Below are 18,841 nucleotides of genomic sequence, written 5' to 3' on the forward strand. Positions count from 1 at the left end.
TGGCCAGATGAAGTCGGATCCGTTACAGTTTTCAACGCCGGGCAGGTCATTTTGATGAGGGCTTAAGGACATGGCACAGAAGAACGACAACCCTGCTGATCCGTTCAAGAAGGCCCTGGCCGAAGCAACCAAGGTCATGGCCGATGATCCCGAGCTGTCGGTGACTTATACGGTCGACCCTTCGGGCATGTCGGGCGAGTCGATGCGGCTGCCACAGGTCTCGCGCCGGATGACGCGCGAAGAAGTGCTGTTGGCGCGTGGCACGGCGGATGCCTTGGCGTTGCAGCGCAAGTATCATGACGACGCGACCCATGCGCGCTATGCGCCTCCGGGCGATATGGCGCGGGATCTGTACGAAGCGATGGAGACCGCCCGCTGCGAAGCGATGGGCGCGCGGGACATGCCGGGCACCGCCAGCAATATTGACGTCAAGATCGGGCATGAAGCAATCCGGCGTGGGTATGATCAGTGCAAGCAACCCGCCGATGCACCTCTTTCGGTTGCGGCAGGCTACCTGATCCGGCATCTGGCCACCGGGCGTGATCTTCCGCCTGCTGCCGAAAACATAATGAACCTGTGGCGTGGATTCATCGAAGAGCAAGCGGGCGGGACGTTGGAGAATCTGGACGAGATTCTCTCGGATCAGGCGGAGTTTGCCAAATTCGCCCGTCAGGTGATCAAGGATCTGGGATATGGCGACCAGCTTGGGGATGACCCCGATGAGCTGGACGACGAGCAGGAAGACCAGGCCGAGGAAGACGCCGAAGAACAGCCCGATCCGGACAGCACCGGTCAGGATGATCAGGACGAACAGGACGCCGACGCGACACCTGAGCAGACGCAGGAAGAGCAGCAGGATCAGTCTCAGGCCCAGGTCTCGATGGACGAAATGGCCGAAGACGAGATGGGTGACGAGGCTGAGATGCCGGATGGCGAGGCGCCTCTGGAACCGCCTGCCCCACCGCCGGCATCTGAAGCGGACCCGGATTACAAGGTCTATCTGGACACCCATGACGAAGAGATCGTCGCCGAGGATCTGGCCGAACCGGCCGAACTGGAACGTCTGCGGGCCTATCTGGATCAGCAGCTGGAGCCCTTGAAAGGCGCGGTGTCGCGTCTGGCCAACAAGCTGCAACGTCGCTTGCAGGCGCAGCAGAACCGCAGCTGGGAGTTCGACCGCGAGGAAGGCATTCTGGACGCGGGCCGATTGGCACGAGTTGTGGCGAATCCGACCACGCCGCTCAGCTTCAAGGTCGAAAAAGACACCGAGTTCCGCGACACAGTGGTGACGCTGCTGTTGGACAATTCGGGGTCGATGCGCGGACGTCCGATTTCGATCGCCGCCATTTGCGCGGATGTTCTGGCGCGGACGCTGGAGCGGTGCAATGTAAAGGTCGAAATTCTGGGCTTTACCACGCGGGCGTGGAAAGGCGGTCAGGCGCGCGAGGCGTGGCTGAATGATGGACGCCCGCAACAGCCGGGCCGTTTGAACGACCTGCGCCACATCATCTACAAGGGCGCGGACGCCCCTTGGCGTCGTGCGCGGCCCAATCTTGGTCTGATGATGAAAGAGGGCCTGCTTAAAGAAAACATCGATGGAGAAGCCCTGGAATGGGCACATCGCCGGATGCTGGCGCGGCGCGAACAACGCAAGATCCTGATGGTGATCTCGGACGGTGCGCCGGTCGATGATTCGACACTGAGCGTGAACCCGGCCAACTATCTGGAAAAACACCTGCGCGACGTGATCGCGATGGTCGAAAAACGCAAAATGGTCGAACTTTTGGCCATCGGGATCGGCCATGACGTGACCCGGTATTACGACCGGGCGGTGACGATTACGGATGTAGAGCAACTGGCCGGCGCGATGACCGAACAACTGGCGGCTCTGTTTGACAGTGACCCGCGGGCGCGGGCGCGGGTCATGGGGATGAGAAAGGCCAGCTGAGGCTGATCTTCTGCCCGGCGGGCGCATTTCCCCGAGGGCGACGTGTTTTTCGTTGCTGATCATCGGCTTGTTCAGGCGGGGTGTTCCCGTCTGGACATTTTTTGAAATGCGCCTCAGGGTCACGCTCAAATGCTGTGAATGAGGCCGCCCATGTTCCAATCCTTCGAAGTGACCGCCCGCCCGGAACAGGGGCCACCGCGGCTGGCCGCCTTGCGCGAACAGATGGTGCAAGAAGGGCTGGACGGGTTTCTGATCCCGCGGGCGGATGCGCATCAGGGAGAGTATGTCGCAGCGCGCGATGAACGTCTGGCTTGGCTGACCGGGTTCACGGGCTCGGCCGGGTTTTGCGCCGCCCTGCGCGACGTGGCCGGAGTTTTCATCGACGGGCGGTATCGCACCCAGGTCAAGGCACAAGTTGCGGCAGATTTCACCCCGGTCCCCTGGCCCGAGGTATGCCTGAGCGCCTGGCTGAAACAGCAATTGCCCAACGGCGGCAAGATCGGTTTTGACCCGTGGCTGCATGCGGCAGGGCAGATTTCCGGCACATTGAGTGATCTGGATGGATCGGGCATCGAACTGGTGAGATGCGAAAACCTTGTGGACCGGATCTGGGCCGATCAACCCGCACCGCCGATGAACCCGGTCAAGGCGCATCCGATCGAATTTGCCGGGGAAGGTGCGGACAGCAAGATCGCCCGTCTGGCCGAAGACCTTCGGCAGGCCGGGCACAAGGCAGCGGTGATCACCCTGCCGGATTCCATCATGTGGCTATTGAATATCCGTGGGTCGGATATCGCCTATAACCCGGTGGCCCACGGCTTTGCCATTCTTCATGCAGGAGGTCAGGTCGATCTGTTCATGGCGGCAGAAAAACTGGTCGGGGTACGGGATCATCTGGGCTCTCAGGTGACCTTGCGCGCTGTGGGCGATTTTCTGGATGCGGTTGCGGCTCTGGCCGGTCCGGTGCAGGTGGATGCCGCTTCGGTACCTCAGATCGTGGCCGATGCGCTGGGTGACGCGATGACGGATGGCGGCGATCCCTGCGCCCTGCCCAAAGCCTGCAAGAATGCGGCTGAAATCGCAGGCAGCGCCGAGGCGCATTTGCGCGATGCGGTGGCGGTCATCGAAACGTTATGCTGGCTGGACCAGCAAGCCCCGGGCAGCGTGACCGAAACACAGATTGTCACCCGGCTGGAAGAAAACCGGCGCAAGGACAATGCGCTTCAGGACATCTCGTTCGATACCATTGCAGGCACGGGTCCGAACGGCGCGATCATGCATTACCGCGTGACGGAAGAGACCGACAGCCGCCTGGAACACGGCCATATTCTGGTGCTGGACAGTGGCGGGCAGTATCTGGACGGCACCACCGACATCACCCGAACCATCGCCATCGGTGACGTCGGAACCGAGGAAAAAACCTGCTTCACCCGGGTGCTGAAGGGCATGATTGCCATGTCGATGCTGCGTTGGCCTGCGGGCCTTTCCGGGCGGGATATCGAATGTGTGGCCCGCGTGCCGCTGTGGTCTGCGGGACAGGATTTCAACCATGGGGTCGGACATGGGGTCGGCGCCTATCTGAGCGTGCATGAAGGGCCGCAACGGCTGTCCAAAGTCAGCCATGTACCGCTGCAACCCGGCATGATCCTGTCAAACGAACCCGGGTATTACCGGGAAGGCGCCTTTGGCATCCGCATCGAAAACCTTGTGGTGGTGGAAGACGCTCCTCTGCTTCCCGATAGCGATGCCGAACGCGCGATGCTGAACTGGCGCACGCTGACCTATGTACCAATTGACCGCAGACTGATCATGGCCGATATGTTGACGACCGGCGAACGCGACTGGCTGAATGCCTATCACCGCGACGTTGCGGAAAAAATCCGCCCAAGGCTGGGACATGACGCACAACTGTGGTTGGATGCCGCAACTGCCCCAATCTGACACGGGTCTGTTACATAAAACAGGCAGAGGGGTGGCCCTGATACGACGACGGAAGGAAGAGGAATGGCTGAGATCACGATCCGGAAAGCGCCGGGCAAATGGACTGTCCGCTCGGGCGGTGCGATCCTGGGCGAAACGAACAACGCGCTGGAACTGCTTGAAGGCGACAAGGATCCGGTGATCTATTTCCCGCGCAACGATATTGCGATGGCGTTTCTGGATCGGACCGACAAGGTGACCCACTGCCCCGGCAAGGGCGACGCGACGCATTTTTCCATCGTCAACAAGTCATCCGTGACCGACAACGCGGTCTGGAGCTATGAGGATCCGATTCAGGCAGTGGCCGAGATCAAGGACCATCTGGCATTCTACCCGGCTGAATCGGTGAAGGTGGAGCAGATCTAACGCCAGCCCCCGCGCCCACCTCACGCAGCTGTGGCATGCACGTGAACGGCATTTGCGGCACACTTGCTCCGGGGTAACACCGGAGGCTTCCATGTCGATGTCACGTCGCGGTTTTGCTGGGATGATCGGGGCTGGTGCAATGGCACCCGGTGTGCTGTGGGCGCAGCAGGATCCGGTTCTGGACGCGTTGCGCAGCACGCTGAGCGGGCGTCGGACCGCGTTTGAGGCGCAGATGGCGTATCTGAAGGACCGCGGCCAGCCGGATGTTGTGGCCGGGTTGCTGACTGCGATGCGTTATGCCGACAGGCGCCGGGATGAGATTGTCGAGGTGATGGAGGCCCTGACCGGGCAGCGCCATGGCAATGACTGGTTCGAGTGGATGCTGTGGCAAGAACGAAACCCGCAGATTGTCCCTCATCCGTCGCTGATCCCGTTCAAGCGCGAGGTTCTTCTGGGGATCGATCCGCACTTCGATCTGTTCCTGCGGCCCGAATATCTGCAACGCGACAAGATGAAGATCCGCCTGGAAGAGATCGCCTGGGGCGGTGTGTACAAGGATGGCATTCCGTCTCTGGACAATCCCACCCTGATCTCTGCTTCGAATGCGGGGTATCTGAAGGGCGATGATCTGGTATTCGGCGTGGCCATCAACGGGGATGAACGCGCCTATCCCCTGCGGATCATGGGCTGGCACGAGATGTTCAACGAGGTGATCGGTGGCGTGCCCGTGGCGCTGGCCTATTGCACGCTTTGCGGGTCGGGCATCCTGTTTGAAACCCAGGTGGCGGGGCGGCGAAAGCCGTTCATTTTCGGGTCGTCAGGTTTCCTCTATCGCTCGAACAAGCTGATGTTTGACCGAGAGACGCATTCGCTGTGGAACCAGTATACTGGCAGGCCTGTTGTGGGGCCTTTGGCGAACAGCGGCATCACGTTGAAACAGCGCCCTGTGGTGATCACGACATGGGACAGCTGGAGGACCTCGCATCCCAAAACCCGTGTTCTGTCGCTGAACACCGGGCATCGGCGCAATTACGGATCAGGGGTGGTTTATCGCGACTATTTCGCCTCGAGCGAGCTGATGTTCCCGGCGGTTGTGGATCAGTCCCGGCATCGGCAGAAGGATTACGTCTTTGCCGTGCGCCAGTTTGGTGCAGCCCGCGCCTGGCCTCTGGATGCGTTCAAGGGCAAACCGGTGATCAACGATGCAATCGGTCGGACACCTCTGGTTCTGATTGGCGATCCCAAAGAGCGCAGCGTGCGGGCCTATGAGCGAAAAACGCATGCGTTCCGGGCGACGCAAGGCGGGTTGCAGGATAGCGCGGGGAACGGTTGGGCCGTCACGGAAGAGGCTTTGATCGGGCCGGATGGAACGCGTTTGCCACGAGTCGCCGGTCATGTTTCCTACTGGTTTGCGTGGGACAATTATTTGGGCGACGCAGCCAGCGTGTATGGTGAGTGAAACTCAGGAATGCTCTTCGGCAGCCGTGGCCGCAAGCGCCCTGTTATATGCCTTGAGCGCATCGACGTGATAGAGCGCCCCAACCGGTGTTTCAGAGCCGTCGTTTTCCAGAATGACAACCGGAATGCAGGGGATGTCGTCACGATCAAAATAGGGCATGGCGGCTTCCAGCGTGGCGCTGGCCTGAATGCACAGGCCCTGGTCGATCAGCCCCTGTGCCTCTTCCTTCGTGATCGACCGCGGATCCCCAAGCGGGCGCATCACGGCTCCGGCGCGAAGCATTGCCAGCAGATAAGCCTGCGGCCCCGCGGCCAGGTGGACATCACGCCGTTCCAGCTGGGTCAGGAAGAAAGACCGGTCCACAAGTCTCGAGGCCAAGGCCGTGGACATGGACACGCTGACCATCACGGCAAGGCCGATCTGCCAATCGCCGGTCAGTTCAAAAACGATCAAAGTGGTCGAGATGGGCGCGCCCAGCACCGCCGCAGCCACGGCGCCCATTCCGGCAAAGGCATAAAGCGTATGCGTGCCCGACACATCCGGCAGCAACCCGGTGGCGATCAGACCGAAGGCCAGCCCGGTCAACGCGCCGACCATCAGAGACGGAGAGAACACCCCGCCCCCCATGCGCCCGCCCATGGTAATCGCCACCGCGACCGTTTTGATCACCGCAAACAGGATGGCCGTGGTCAGCACCAGATCACCGGTCAGGGCGCGAATTGTCGTCTCGTACCCCACGCCGATGATATGCGGAAACCAGATCGCCATAAGCCCCAGCATCGCCCCGGACACCGCAGGGCGCAGCCAGGCCGGAATCGACAGGCGGTTCTGGATATGGCTGCCAATATCCTCGGCAAAGAAAATCGACCGCATCAGCAGCAGCGCGACAAGTCCGCAGATCAGGCCCAGGATCAGGAAGGCCGGAAGCTCGACATAGAATTGCAGCGATCCCGGCGTCTCCAGCGTGAACTCGGTAACGTCGCCATATTCCAGCCGGTTGATCACCGTTCCCGCGACCGAGGCGATGACGATCGGGGCAAAGGCGTGAACAGCGAAATGGCGCAGCACGACCTCGAGCGCGAACAAGGCCCCCGCAATGGGGGCGTTGAAGCTGGCCGACACGGCCGCGGCAACGGCACATCCCAACAGGTCACGTCCCGTGATCCCATCCGCGTGTATGCGGTTGCTGACCCATGTGGAAATCACTCCGGCCATATGCACCACCGGCCCCTCGCGGCCTGTTGACCCGCCCGAACTGAGCGTGATCAGCGAGGCGAAGAACGACGCGATGCCCGCCTTGACCTCGACCCGCCCGTCGGTGATGGCCGAACCTTCGATCACATCGGCAACCGACCGGACGCGCCCGTCATTGGTGAACCGGTTCAGGATGATGCCGACGACCAGGCCACCGAAGATGGGAATGATCAGAACCATGAACCATGGCAGTTTCTCGGCGTGGCTGTGCAGCAGCAGGATGTCATCGGTATCGTAAAGATAGGCTTGCAGCGCGCGGATGGCCTTGCGGAAGCCAAGCGCCATGAAACCGGCCGCGATCCCGATGGCCAGCGCAATGAACCAGAACTGGATCTGGCTTGGCCCCCGGCGCAGCATGACCCGCCACGCATCCTTGATCGCGGCCAGAGCCTGATTGAACTGGTTGCGCAGAACGGTGCGGGTCGATTGGGTCATTGGCCCTCGGGGATCATCACTTAACCCTTAGTAAGCCACGGAGCGCCCATATAAAAGTGAGATAGCGACAGTGTGAGCACCAATTCACGCCATCGCCGCATCAGGCCTGCAACAGAGCCCGGGCGGCGGCACGGGCTTCTTCGGTGATGGTGTCGCCGGCCACCATGCGCGCGATCTCGTCCACCCGATCCGGTTCGGCCAAAGGAATGACGGTGGACAGGGTTTGTCCGTCAGTAACCTGTTTCTGCACCCGCCAGTGATGCGCCGCCCGTGCGGCGACTTGAGGGGAATGGGTGACAACCAGAACCTGCCCGCCCTGCGCCAGCGACGCCAGCCTGCGCCCGACGGCATCGGCTGTTGCCCCACCGACACCACGATCGATTTCGTCAAAGATCATCGTCCGGGCACTGTCGTCGCCAGACAGACAGACCTTGAGGGCCAGCAGGAAGCGGCTGAGCTCACCCCCCGAGGCAATCTTGTTCAGCGGCCCCGCCGGTGCACCGGGGTTGGTGGCCACGGTGAAGGCCACCGCGTCGGTGCCTTCGGGGCCGGCTTCAGCCGGGGTGATCTCGGTCTGGAACACGGCACGTTCCATCTTGAGCGGGGCCAGTTCCGCCATGACGGCCGCGTCAAGCCGCCCAGCGGCGGCCTTGCGCGCGGCGCTGAGGTCGGCTGCGGCGGCGTCATAGGCCTGTTGCGCCGCTTCTACGGCAGCTCGCCTGTCTGCCAGGTCGGCATCCCCTGCCTCCAACCGGTTCAACCGGTCACGCAGAGTGTCGGCAAACGAACCCAGATCATCCGGGGCCACGTCATGTTTGCGGGCCTGCGCACGGATGGCAAACAGGCGTTCCTCGGCCTGTTCCAATTCTGCCGGGTTGAAGTCCAGCGCTTGAAGGCAGGCATTCACGCCATCCTGCGCCTCGCCCAACTCGATCATCGCGCGCCCGAGCGCTGCTATCGGTTCTTCCAACTGGCCGCCCGCATTGTCCGAGACGCCTTCCAGCCAGCGGATGGCATCGGACATGGCCCCTTCCGCCCCGTCCCCGGACAACAGGGCAAAGGCACGCGCAACATCGTCGCGAATCCGCTCGGCCCCTTGCATCATGCGGCGGCGGGCATCCAGCTCGGCATCCTCACCGGGTTGCGGGTCAAGCTGGTCAAGTTCGGCGACCGCGTGACGCAGGAATTCTTCCTCGCTGCGGACGGCAGCCAGAGCGGCCTCGGTCTCGGCCAGCGCCTTGCGGGTACGGGACATCGCGGCCCAGGCGGTTCGCACGTTTGTCAGTTGCTCCGAAACCTGTGCGAATTCGTCCAGCATCGCCCGATGACCACGTGGATTCAGCAAACCGCGGTCATCATGCTGTCCGTGCAGTTCGATCAGAGTCTCGGACAGCGCCCGCAGAACTTCGCCCGAGCAGCGGCGGTCATTGACCCAGGCGGTCTTGCGCCCCTCGGCCGTGTTGACGCGGCGCAGGATCAGTTCCTGGCCCCCCGGCAGACCGGCTTCGGCCAGAATCGCATGTGCGGGATGATCGGCAGAGAGTTCGAATTCGGCGACGACCTCACCCTGCGCGGCCCCCTGCCGCACCAGTTCCGCGCGCCCTCGCCAGCCCAACACGAAGCCAAGCGAATCCAGCAGAATCGATTTGCCCGCGCCGGTCTCGCCGGTCAGTGCGTTCAAGCCCGGCTGAAAGCTCAATTCCAGCCGGTCGATGATCAGCATATCGCGGATATCAAGGGCGCGCAGCATGTGGTCTTCAGCGTCCCGGACCAAAGGCCATCGCGATTACAACCATTCACCTTTGATGGTCTGACGATAAATCGTGCTGAGCCAGTTGTTACCGCGGCTCTTGAGATCAAGCCCGCGAGAGGTCAACAGTTTGTACGCATCGTCATACCATTCCGAGGACTGGTAGTTGTAGCCAAGAATGGCACCTGCGGTCTGCGCTTCGTCCAGCAGGCCAAGCGACAGATAGGCCTCGACCAGACGATACAGTGCTTCGGCGGTGTGGGATGTGGTCTGAAAGTCTTCGACCACAACACGGAACCGGTTGATAGCGGCAATATAGTGATCCTGACGCAAGTAGTAGCGCCCGATCTCCATTTCCTTGCCCGCCAGGTGGTCGAAGGCCAGATCGAACTTCAGAACCGCCGATGTGGCGTATTCGCTGTCCGGATAGACCTCGATCACGGTCCGCAGAGATTGCAGCGCCTGGAAGGTCAGGCCCTGGTCACGACCGACTTCGTCGATCTGATCATAATAGCTGAGCGCCAGCAGATACTGCGCATAAGCAGCATCTTCATCCGTCGGATAGAAGTCGATATAGCGCTGCGCCGCCGCGCGGCTTTCTTCGTAATTCTGGTCCGAATGGAACGAAAACGCCTGCATGATCAGCGCGCGCTTGGCCCAGTCCGAATACGGATACAAACGTTCTACTTCCGAGAAATACCACGCCGCGTCGTCCGAGCGATTCTGCGACAGTTCGTATTCACCTCGGGTATAGATCTGTTCCGGCGTGAACCCTTCTAGGTTCTGTTCACGGTCCGCGCCCTTGTTGCCAAAAAGGCCGCCGGCGTTGCCGCATGCCGTCAAAACTGCTGCCAGAAGAATCGCACCCGCGAATCTGACTGCCGCTTTGCTGCCAACCATACCGCCCATCCTTGTCGTCTTGCTTAATGGGGTTTGCCCCGATTTGAGCCATGGTCTAGCACAGAAAATTCCGGTGCAAAACGCCTTATGCGACTTCTGGCGCAAATGTCGTCAGAGTTGATCTGATCAGGCCACTTCGGGGATTTCGTTGACAACAAGCCCCTGCCCCGGCAGGCGCGCGGCCTGTTCCGGTGTGCACAGCACCGGGCGCACGGCGCCTGGCGTTTCGAACAGGTTGCGCAGCAATGTGTTGGTCAGCGAATGACCCGACTTGTTTCCGGTGAAGTGACCCAAAATCGGCCCACCAGCCAGATAGAGATCACCCAAGGCGTCCAGCATCTTGTGGCGCACAGCCTCATCGACCCGGCGGAAACCGCCCGGTGTCAGAACTTCGACGCCCTGAACGACCACGGCATTTTCAAGCGTGCCGCCCAAAGCCAACCCGTTTTCGCGCATCGCCTCGACATCCGTGCGACGGCAGAACGTGCGACAATCGCTGAGTTCACGCGCGAAGGAACCGTTGCGCATGTCCAGCGTTTTGCTCTGGCTGCCAATGGCACCGTCTTCGAAATCGATATGGAAGTCGATGATCAGCCCGTCAGCGGGCGCAAGGCTGGCGCTCGCGCCTTCGCGGGATGCGGTGACGGTTTTCAGAACCTCATAGGCCAATACCGGGCTGGCCTGACGGCGCACGCCCCGGGCCATAATGCCACGCACGAAGTCAATCGAGGAGCCGTCCATGATCGGAACTTCGGGACCGTCGATCTCGACAAGTGCGTTGTGCACACCACATCCGGCCAATGCAGCCATGATATGTTCGACGGTAGAAACCGATACACCGGCATCATTCACCAGACGCGTACAAAGCGGGGTCCGTTCAACCGCATAGTAGATCGCCGGGATCATCGCGTCGCCCAATTGAATATCCGTCCGCTTGAACCAGATGCCATGACCAGCCGCCGCCGGTTTCAGGACCATGGTCGCCGGCTTGCCGCTGTGCAGCCCGACGCCTTTAAACGTGACCGGAGATTTGAGCGTATGTTGCAAAATGGGCCTCGGTGAGTAGAGTCCAGCCTGCTTGGGCCGTGTTGGACACTGAGTTAAGGAAGCCCGCGTCAAGGCTCAACTCACTCTTTGCAACCGATTGAAACATGTATGTAACAGATCGGCAAAACCCTGCTCACATAGTTGCAAGTTACTGTTAAGAAACAATTAAGGGCCGCCAAATGGCAGCCCTTTGAGTGGATTTTGTTACCGCGATCAGTTGGCTTGACGGCGCAGGAAGGCCGGAATTTCGATGCGGTCCTGATCCGGATCGGCCTCTTCCTGAAGCGGCGCGGTCGCCTCGGACTGTCGCAAAACGGGCTGCTGCCGCGGCGGTTGGGCCGGTGTATCCGAGGCATGGCCGGTCATCCGATCGATCAGACGATTGAAGCCAAAACGCGACCGCTCCTCGGGTTCCTGTTGCGAAACCGCTTCGGGCTGGCGGGGCGCTGCCGGTCGCTGTGGCGCCGACGGAACCTTCTGCACAGCGGCCTGCAAACGCTGCAATGCTTCGGGCGACGGGGTGCCAGCAGCATGTCCGCGCGGTGCCACAAATGCCTCGGGCGCGGGCTCAACATGCTCGGGCTGCGGCTCGAATTCGGCCACACGCGGCTGATAAGCGGGCGGCGGCAGGCCATCCTCGTCACGCTCGTCGCGCGGCTGGAATTGCGGCTGCGCCGGCTCTTCAGCGGCTTCGAACAGCGAAGGTTCGCGGTTTTCTTCCGGCTGCGGGACGGGCTCTGCTGCGTCGGCAACCACCCGGGCTTCTTCCTGAATATGCTCTTCAGCCGAAACCGTGCGGGTCAGCGGTTCGGACATCGAACGGCGCGCCACCGGGACTTCGGTCGTTTTTTCGCTGGCGTCGATGCCGGTCGCAACAACCGACACGCGCATTCCGCCTTCCATAGCGGTATCCAGCGTCGAGCCGACGATGATATTGGCCTCGGGGTCCACTTCCTCGCGGATGCGGTTTGCGGCTTCGTCCAGTTCGAACAGGGTCAGGTCGTGCGACCCGGTGATGTTGATCAACACGCCTTTGGCGCCCTTGAGGCTGATTTCGTCCAACAGCGGGTTCGCAATGGCCTTTTCCGCCGCCTGGATGGCGCGGTCTTCGCCTGTTGCCTCGCCGGTGCCCATCATCGCCTTGCCCATCTCGTCCATCACGGCGCGAACGTCGGCAAAGTCGAGGTTAATCAGGCCGGGGCGCACCATCAGGTCGGTCACGCCTTTGACGCCCTGATACAGAACGTCGTCAGCCATCGAGAACGCCTCGGTAAAGGTGGTCTTTTCATTGGCCAGGCGGAACAGGTTCTGGTTGGGGATGATGATCAGCGTGTCGACAACCTGCTGCAGCGCCTCAACCCCATCTTCGGCCTGGCGCATCCGCTTGGCACCCTCGAACTGGAAGGGCTTGGTTACGACACCGACGGTCAGTACACCCAGCTCACGCGCGGCTTGCGCGATGATCGGAGCAGCCCCCGTTCCGGTACCGCCGCCCATACCAGCAGTGATGAAGCACATATGAGCGCCGGCAAGGTGGTCCACGATCTGTTCGATACTTTCCTCGGCGGCGGCCGCGCCTACGGTCGGGCGGGCCCCTGCCCCCAGACCTTCGGTGACTTTCACGCCCAGCTGCACCCGCGCAGAGGACTGGCTTTGTTGCAGCGCCTGTGCGTCGGTATTGGCGACCACGAAATCAACGCCGTCCAACTGTTTTTCAATCATGTTGTTGACGGCGTTCCCGCCTGCGCCGCCAACGCCAAATACTGTAATCCGAGGCTTCAGTTCGTCGTGCCCGGGCATCGAAAGATTCAATGTCATGCTCTGTCCGCCTGTATTTATGTCCCGCCAAAGCGGTGTTTTTCTTACCTATCCTTGTTCGATTCTAGCGGCCTGATGCCAAAAGGTCACGTCAAAAATCGCGTTTTCCCACAAAATATGGAGGAAATAAGGCATAAACCGGCGGCATTTCGCAGGCCATGCCAGATATAGCGGAAACAACGGCGACCATCACTAGACAACCGGCATGAACGCGAGGACACATTCGTTCATCGCGCTCTGATCGACTGCCATATACACTGCGGAAAACTGCTCAGGTCCTGCCGCGAGGCCTCTTTCGGGCCTTGTGGATATCTTGAGGGATAAATCGAAACGCTGCAACCGGTTTCTTCAGCTGAGCGGTGCATTTGGACAGTCCAGGCCGCGGTCCGTCATGGATCGCACTTCCTGTATTTCACCATCGACGAATGAGGCAAGCCGCACCATCAAACGACCTTCATGCGAAAACGGCCACCAACAGACCGGAATGCCGTCCGGGTCATTGTCGTACAGAAAACACAACTGACCGTTTGGCGTCGTGATCTGCCCGTAGACACAGCCCTGCCCCTCTTCGCACCAGACCGACATGCGGCGGTTCAGGAATTGTTCGGTTCCCACCAGGCCACCGCTGCGGATTTCGTAGAATGTCAAAGTTTTGCCGACCGCCGCGTCCAGAAACGCCTCGGGCGTGATCATGGTCTGGGCCGAGGCCCAGCCAGGCAGCAGCGCCGCGCACAGAGCACCCCCGCGCAGGACTCTACCAGTTGTCACGGAACCACCGTACGGCGCGCTTGAACGGGCGCGCGGCATAGGTGTCGACCGGGATTTCAAAATCCCACCATTCATCCTGAGGATGGGCCGCAAACAGGCTGAGGCCGACAGCGGACGAGAACCCGGGCCCGGTGGCTGATTGCGGCAGGCCATGCACGCGCAAGGGGCGGCCCAAGCGAACGCGCTGACCGAGGATGCGCGTGGCCAACCCGTCCAGCCCCATGATCTGGCTGCCGCCGCCGGTCAGCACGATCTGCTGGCTTGGCATATGTTCAAACCCGGCGGCGTCCAGCCGGACGCGGACCTCTTCAAGAATTTCCTCGACACGCGGGCGCATGATGCCGATCAGTTCAGCGCGGCTGACGGTGCGGCGGTCGTGTTCCCAGTCGCCGGTATCACCACCGATATCAATCATATCCCTGTCGTCGGCCCCGGTGGCATGAACGCCACCATTGAATGTCTTGATCCGTTCCGCCACGGCGGCAGGCACACCCAGGCCCATCGAGATATCGGCGGTCACGTGATCGCCGCCCATGCGCACGCAATCGGCATAGATCATGTGCTTTTTCATGAAGATCGACACGCTTGTGGTGCCGCCGCCCATGTCGATACAGGCCGCGCCCAGTTCCTGCTCGTCTTCGACCAGCGCCGAGATGCCCGAGACATAGGCCGAGTTGGCAATACCCGCGAGTTCAAGATCGCAGCGCTTGATACAGCGCACGATGTTCTGGATCGCTGACGAATCCACGGTCAGCATATGCATGTCGACCGCAAGGCTCTGGCCCATCTGCCCGCGCGGGTCGATCAGGCCAGACCGGTTGTCGAGCGCAAAATTCACCGGTTGAGCATGCAGCACTTCGCGCCCGTCACCATAATCCGGCACGTCGCAAGCGTTCAGAACCCGGCCCACTTCGGCCTCGGTCACGATCTGACCGTCCAGATCGACTTGCGCATCCAGCCCGTAAGAGCGCGGGTTCGCGCCCGAGAAACAGGCGATCACATGGTCGACGCGGATGTCGGCCATCTTCTGTGCAGCCTGAAGCGCGGTGCGGATGGCACGTTCGGTTTCCTGCATGGCTGTGACTTCGCCGAACTGGACACCCCGCGACCGGGTGGTCGCGGCACCGATGACGCGAAAACCCGTCTGCCCCGCCATGGAACCGATGGTATTGTCCTCGCTCAGCCGACCTGTTCCGTCAAAGCGCAGCACAAGACAGGCGATTTTCGAGCTGCCCACATCCAGAATCGCAATCACACCGCGTTGCAAAGCCTGTCGCCGCATCTGACGCATGGCGCGTTGGGACTGATAAAGATCGGTCATCATGGTCGTTACTGCCCGTTACTCACTGTCACTTTTGTGTTCCACCAGTCTTCGCTGGCGGCTTTGGTCATTCGGATGGTCGGACGCTGCCCTAGGCGCATGTCGACCACGGCCACGTCACGTTCCAGAAGGTCCTGCACCTCGTTCACGGCAAGCACGCGTTCCAGCGCACGCACCGGGCGTTCGGTCGGCAGCATGATGCGCTGACCACGGTCCAGCACCAGATCCCAGCGCCGCTCTCCCACGCGCACCAAGCCGCGCACGCGATTGCCCAGGCTGCGCGAAGTCAGCAGAAGCTCCAGTGCTTCTCCGACGTGATCGTCGGCGCCCGTCCCCGCGATCAGCGGCAGATCGGCGTGATCCTTGCGAGAGGTGGCTTCCTTGACATGCGCGCCTGTCTCATCCAGCAGTTCAAGCCCCTCGCGCGTTCGCCAGACGATCACCGGCTGACGCTCGACGACATCGACCTGCAGGATGCCTCCGGGGCGGATTCTGACGGTTGCGGATTTCACCGGGTCCAGCCCGATGATCGTGTCGCGGATCTGTTCCACATCCAGATCCCAGGAACTGATCGGGAAATCCAGCGGCACGATTTCGCGGATGTCTTCGGACAGGTCGGTTCCGGCCCCGTCGATGGCCATCAGGTTGACCATGAATTCGGGGCGCTCCTGAATCGAAGTGCGCACATCGGCGATATAAGCAGCAAGTGCGTCGCGACGGTCCTGCGAGGCAAAGAAGATGCCAAGCGCGGCAGCGATGGCGCAGATCGGAAGGCCAACCTTGACACCAAGGCGAATGCCAGGCGTCAGCATCCAACGTTGCAGCCGATAGCTGAGACGGGACGGCGCAGGGTCACTGCGTCTTGCGGGGCGGGAAAACACACGCGCACCGCGCAGGCGCAAAAGCGGTTCGGCCTCGTGCGAGTCCGTGTCGGCCGAGGCGAAATCGGCATCCGGTCCCGCAAGTGGTTTGCTGCGGTGGATTTCCAGTGAACGGCTGGCGGTCAGCGGTCGCATGAGGCGTCCTCCACCATCCAGGCGCAGAGCTGGCCGAATGTCATTCCAAGATGAGCGGCCTGTTCCGGGGCCAGAGAGGTTGGCGTCATGCCGGGCTGGGTATTGGTTTCCAGCAGGAACAACCCATCGGCACCCTTGCTGTCATCCCAGCGGTAATCCGTGCGGGACACACCCTTGCACCCCAGCACGTTATGCGCTCGCACGGCGTAGTCCATGCAGCGGTCGAAAATGTCCTGCGGGATGTCGGCGGGCAGGACATGCCACGAGCCGCCGGGCTTGTACTTGGCGTCATAGTCGTACCAGCCGCCATCTGTCATGATTTCAGTCACGGTCAGGGCGCGGTCGCCCATCACGGTCACGGTCAACTCGCGGCCTGCCACGTATTTCTCGACCATCACCAGATCGGGCATCGCCTCGTCCAGCTGCGGCGGGCCGTTGGCATTTTCGTGGACGATGTAAATCCCAACGCTGGAGCCTTCATTGTTCGGCTTGGCCACATAGGGCGGCTCCATCACGTGAACTTCGACCACCTCGACCTTGGGCACGATCACGCTCGGTACGACGGGCAGCCCTTCGGTTTGGTAAATCTCTTTGCTGCGCTGCTTGTCCATTGCCAGCGCCGAGGCCAGAACACCGGAATGGGTGTAAGGGATACGCATCCATTCCAGCAGGCCCTGCACACACCCATCTTCGCCCCAGCGGCCATGCAGGGCGTTGAAAACCACATCCGGTTTGATGTCCACAAGGCGCGCGCAGAGGTCGGGACCTGCGTCCAGTTCGACCACTTCAAAGCCTTCTCCCACAAGGGCGGCCGCGCATTCGCGCCCAGAGCTGAGAGACACCTCGCGTTCCGCCGAGGGTCCACCCATCAATACCGCCACTTTGGGGTTTGTCCTGCTCGACATACCCAATGTGCGCCTCAATGTCCCCGGACCTTATGCGGTGGTCCGTACTGCGTTTATGCCTTTGATCCGTCGCCTGAATTTGCCTGTTATGGTCTGACGGTTGGGGCTTTATTCTGTCAGCGGATCACCGACCCGCATGATTTCCCACTCTAGCGTGATGCCGCTTGTTTCGTAAACCTTTTTTCGCACCTCTTCGCCAAGACCTTCAAGGTCGGCAGCGGTGGCCGCGCCGGTATTGATCAGGAAATTCGAGTGCTTCGGGCTCATCTGCGCACCGCCAAGCGTCGCGCCGCGCATTCCGGCGTCGTCGATCACCTTCCACGCCTTGAGGTCATGCACGTCATCCGCCTGCCCGGTCGAAGAAAACCCGGCTGGATTGCGAAAGGTCGACCCCGCACTGCGATCTTTGGTCGGCTGGGTTTCGTCGCGCTTTTTCAACTGCGCCGCCATACGGGCATGGAGATCTTGGGGATTGCCTGCAGGGGCCTCGAACACAGCCGAAATCAGCACTGCGCCTTCCGGCAGGTCGGTCTGGCGATAGCGAAAGTTCAAGTCTTCGGGCGTCAGGTCCACAAGCGCGCCTTGCCGGGTGACAATCGTGGCCTTGCGCAGAACATCCGCCGTATAGCTGCCGTAACAGCCCGCGTTCATCCGCACCGCGCCGCCGATCGAGCCCGGAATGGTGCGCAGAAAGGTCAGGTCGACACCGGCATCTGCCGCCTTGCGCGCAACATGCGCATCCAGCGCCGCAGCCCCTGCCGTAACCGTGTTGCCGTCAACCGAGATCGCGTTGAACCCGCGCCCCAGCCGGATCACCACGGCCCGCAGCCCCCCATCCCGAACGATCAGGTTCGAACCAACACCCATCGGAAAGATCGGGGTTTGTGCGGGCAGTTCCCGCAGGAAGGCTTGCAGGTCTTCGATATCGGCAGGCTGGAACAGGTAATCGGCCGGGCCGCCGACGCGAAGCCATGTGAGCTCAGAGAGAGGCCGCGCCCGAGACAGGCGACCTTTCGGAACGGGAAACGTTGTCATGCGTCTGCACGCACCGCCAGGCTGCGTCCGCCCACACCGCCCATGATTGCAGCGAACAGAAAGGGAAGAACGCCGGCGGTCAGCCAGACCAGCGGGCCGAACGCCTGTTCTTCTTCGCCGGTGCCAATACCGGCCAGCACCACGATCAACGCCAGCCCGACGGCCGAGGCCAGACCGATCAGCCACAACAAGCCGCGCAGGCCCAGCCAACGGCCCGCCGTGAAACCGGCGGCGGCACCTAGCAGGAAAGAAAGAATTGGCAGATAGGCAAATGTGGCGACGGACGCCATGGCGGACCTCCTGAAACTGGCCGGTTATTCGTCAGCCGCCTTCATGCCCTGCATTTTCATCTTTGTCCAACGGGTCAGATAAATCACGGGCCAGCGCAGCACGGACATACCCATGGCCAGCACCAGCAAGCCGATCCACGGGCCGTTTTGATAGGTGACATACCCCAGAATCGGAATGCCCACGGCGATCAGGATATAGGCGCGTGTCCAGTGGTTGTCTTTGCTCGGGATCATTGCCAGCAGATTCGCGGAAACACCCCACAGACCGGCAAGGGCGATGGACCAGTTCATTCCATGACCTCCCCGCGCGCCCATTTTCGCCAGTAATACCGGATGGGGTTGCGGAACATCGAAACGAATCCGCCGAAGGCGAAAACCGACCAGAACCAACCGTGATCATAACCCAGCCAGACGATCAGAACCGGAGCGCAGATCAGCAGGGTCACGCCCGGTGGAAACTGCATTCGCATCGGCAAGAACGCCACGATCGTGGCGCAGATCACCCAAAGGGCGGCAAGGATCATCGAATAGTCCATCTGTCCCCTCCGA

At 61.3% G+C, this 18,841-nt stretch carries 17 protein-coding genes; 4 read left to right on the forward strand and 13 right to left on the reverse strand.

Annotation, left to right across the window (positions count from 1 at the left end; all coding sequences use genetic code 11):
• Positions 1 to 70 precede the first annotated feature (70 nt).
• The 4 genes from cobT to GS614_RS05315 all read left to right on the forward strand — a co-directional run bounded on the left by cobT (position 71) and on the right by GS614_RS05315 (position 5,753).
• Positions 71 to 1,948 (forward strand): cobaltochelatase subunit CobT, encoded by a 1,878-nt coding sequence (cobT, locus tag GS614_RS05300; protein WP_171725665.1) that lies wholly within the window; start codon positions 71 to 73, stop codon positions 1,946 to 1,948.
• Positions 1,949 to 2,098: 150 nt separating this feature from the next.
• Positions 2,099 to 3,889 (forward strand): aminopeptidase P family protein, encoded by a 1,791-nt coding sequence (locus tag GS614_RS05305; protein ID WP_171725667.1) that lies wholly within the window; start codon positions 2,099 to 2,101, stop codon positions 3,887 to 3,889.
• Between the two features lie 63 nt (positions 3,890 to 3,952).
• Positions 3,953 to 4,294: a DUF427 domain-containing protein gene (locus tag GS614_RS05310; RefSeq protein ID WP_152458645.1), complete on the forward strand. Its 342-nt coding sequence runs from the start codon at positions 3,953 to 3,955 to the stop codon at positions 4,292 to 4,294.
• Between the two features lie 91 nt (positions 4,295 to 4,385).
• On the forward strand, positions 4,386 to 5,753 hold the full coding sequence (locus tag GS614_RS05315; RefSeq protein ID WP_171725668.1) for a DUF3179 domain-containing protein: 1,368 nt from the start codon (positions 4,386 to 4,388) through the stop codon (positions 5,751 to 5,753).
• Positions 5,754 to 5,756: 3 nt separating this feature from the next.
• Here the strand turns inward: GS614_RS05315 and GS614_RS05320 are convergent, their stop codons facing one another.
• The 13 genes from GS614_RS05320 to GS614_RS05380 all read right to left on the reverse strand — a co-directional run bounded on the left by GS614_RS05320 (position 5,757) and on the right by GS614_RS05380 (position 18,828).
• Entirely contained in the window at positions 5,757 to 7,442 is a 1,686-nt protein-coding gene (locus tag GS614_RS05320) for a chloride channel protein (RefSeq protein ID WP_171114940.1), read from the reverse strand.
• A 100-nt stretch (positions 7,443 to 7,542) separates the two neighbouring features.
• Positions 7,543 to 9,192, reverse strand: a complete 1,650-nt coding sequence (gene recN / locus GS614_RS05325) for a DNA repair protein RecN (protein WP_171329675.1) — start codon at positions 9,190 to 9,192, stop codon at positions 7,543 to 7,545.
• A gap of 36 nt (positions 9,193 to 9,228) precedes the next feature.
• Complete coding sequence (locus tag GS614_RS05330) at positions 9,229 to 10,092, reverse strand: outer membrane protein assembly factor BamD (protein ID WP_171114936.1); 864 nt, start codon at positions 10,090 to 10,092, stop codon at positions 9,229 to 9,231.
• 126 nt (positions 10,093 to 10,218) lie between these two features.
• Positions 10,219 to 11,139 (reverse strand): UDP-3-O-acyl-N-acetylglucosamine deacetylase, encoded by a 921-nt coding sequence (gene lpxC / locus GS614_RS05335; RefSeq protein WP_171205425.1) that lies wholly within the window; start codon positions 11,137 to 11,139, stop codon positions 10,219 to 10,221.
• Between the two features lie 213 nt (positions 11,140 to 11,352).
• Entirely contained in the window at positions 11,353 to 12,957 is a 1,605-nt protein-coding gene (gene ftsZ, locus GS614_RS05340) for a cell division protein FtsZ (protein ID WP_171167232.1), read from the reverse strand.
• 348 nt (positions 12,958 to 13,305) lie between these two features.
• Positions 13,306 to 13,725: a hypothetical protein gene (locus tag GS614_RS05345; RefSeq protein ID WP_171725669.1), complete on the reverse strand. Its 420-nt coding sequence runs from the start codon at positions 13,723 to 13,725 to the stop codon at positions 13,306 to 13,308.
• Positions 13,712 to 15,046: a cell division protein FtsA gene (gene ftsA, locus GS614_RS05350; RefSeq protein WP_170344711.1), complete on the reverse strand. Its 1,335-nt coding sequence runs from the start codon at positions 15,044 to 15,046 to the stop codon at positions 13,712 to 13,714. The genes GS614_RS05345 and ftsA overlap by 14 nt, the downstream gene beginning before the upstream one ends.
• A gap of 8 nt (positions 15,047 to 15,054) precedes the next feature.
• Positions 15,055 to 16,062: a cell division protein FtsQ/DivIB gene (locus GS614_RS05355; RefSeq protein WP_171725670.1), complete on the reverse strand. Its 1,008-nt coding sequence runs from the start codon at positions 16,060 to 16,062 to the stop codon at positions 15,055 to 15,057.
• Entirely contained in the window at positions 16,050 to 16,967 is a 918-nt protein-coding gene (locus GS614_RS05360) for a D-alanine--D-alanine ligase (RefSeq protein WP_171725671.1), read from the reverse strand. Before GS614_RS05360 ends, GS614_RS05355 begins: the two co-directional genes overlap by 13 nt.
• 108 nt (positions 16,968 to 17,075) lie before the next feature.
• Positions 17,076 to 18,002 carry a UDP-N-acetylmuramate dehydrogenase gene (gene murB, locus GS614_RS05365; protein ID WP_171725672.1) on the reverse strand — a complete coding sequence of 309 codons (927 nt, stop codon included), beginning with the start codon at positions 18,000 to 18,002 and terminating at the stop codon, positions 17,076 to 17,078.
• Complete coding sequence (locus tag GS614_RS05370) at positions 17,999 to 18,292, reverse strand: hypothetical protein (RefSeq protein WP_152458656.1); 294 nt, start codon at positions 18,290 to 18,292, stop codon at positions 17,999 to 18,001. The genes murB and GS614_RS05370 overlap by 4 nt, the downstream gene beginning before the upstream one ends.
• A 24-nt stretch (positions 18,293 to 18,316) precedes the next feature.
• Complete coding sequence (locus tag GS614_RS05375) at positions 18,317 to 18,583, reverse strand: DUF2484 family protein (protein WP_171114920.1); 267 nt, start codon at positions 18,581 to 18,583, stop codon at positions 18,317 to 18,319.
• Complete coding sequence (locus tag GS614_RS05380) at positions 18,580 to 18,828, reverse strand: DUF2484 family protein (protein ID WP_171362492.1); 249 nt, start codon at positions 18,826 to 18,828, stop codon at positions 18,580 to 18,582. The genes GS614_RS05375 and GS614_RS05380 overlap by 4 nt, the downstream gene beginning before the upstream one ends.
• Positions 18,829 to 18,841 lie beyond the last annotated feature (13 nt).

Origin of the sequence: Ruegeria sp. HKCCD6604, from assembly GCF_013110635.1 — a bacterium.
Taxonomy (GTDB): Bacteria; Pseudomonadota; Alphaproteobacteria; order Rhodobacterales; family Rhodobacteraceae; genus Ruegeria.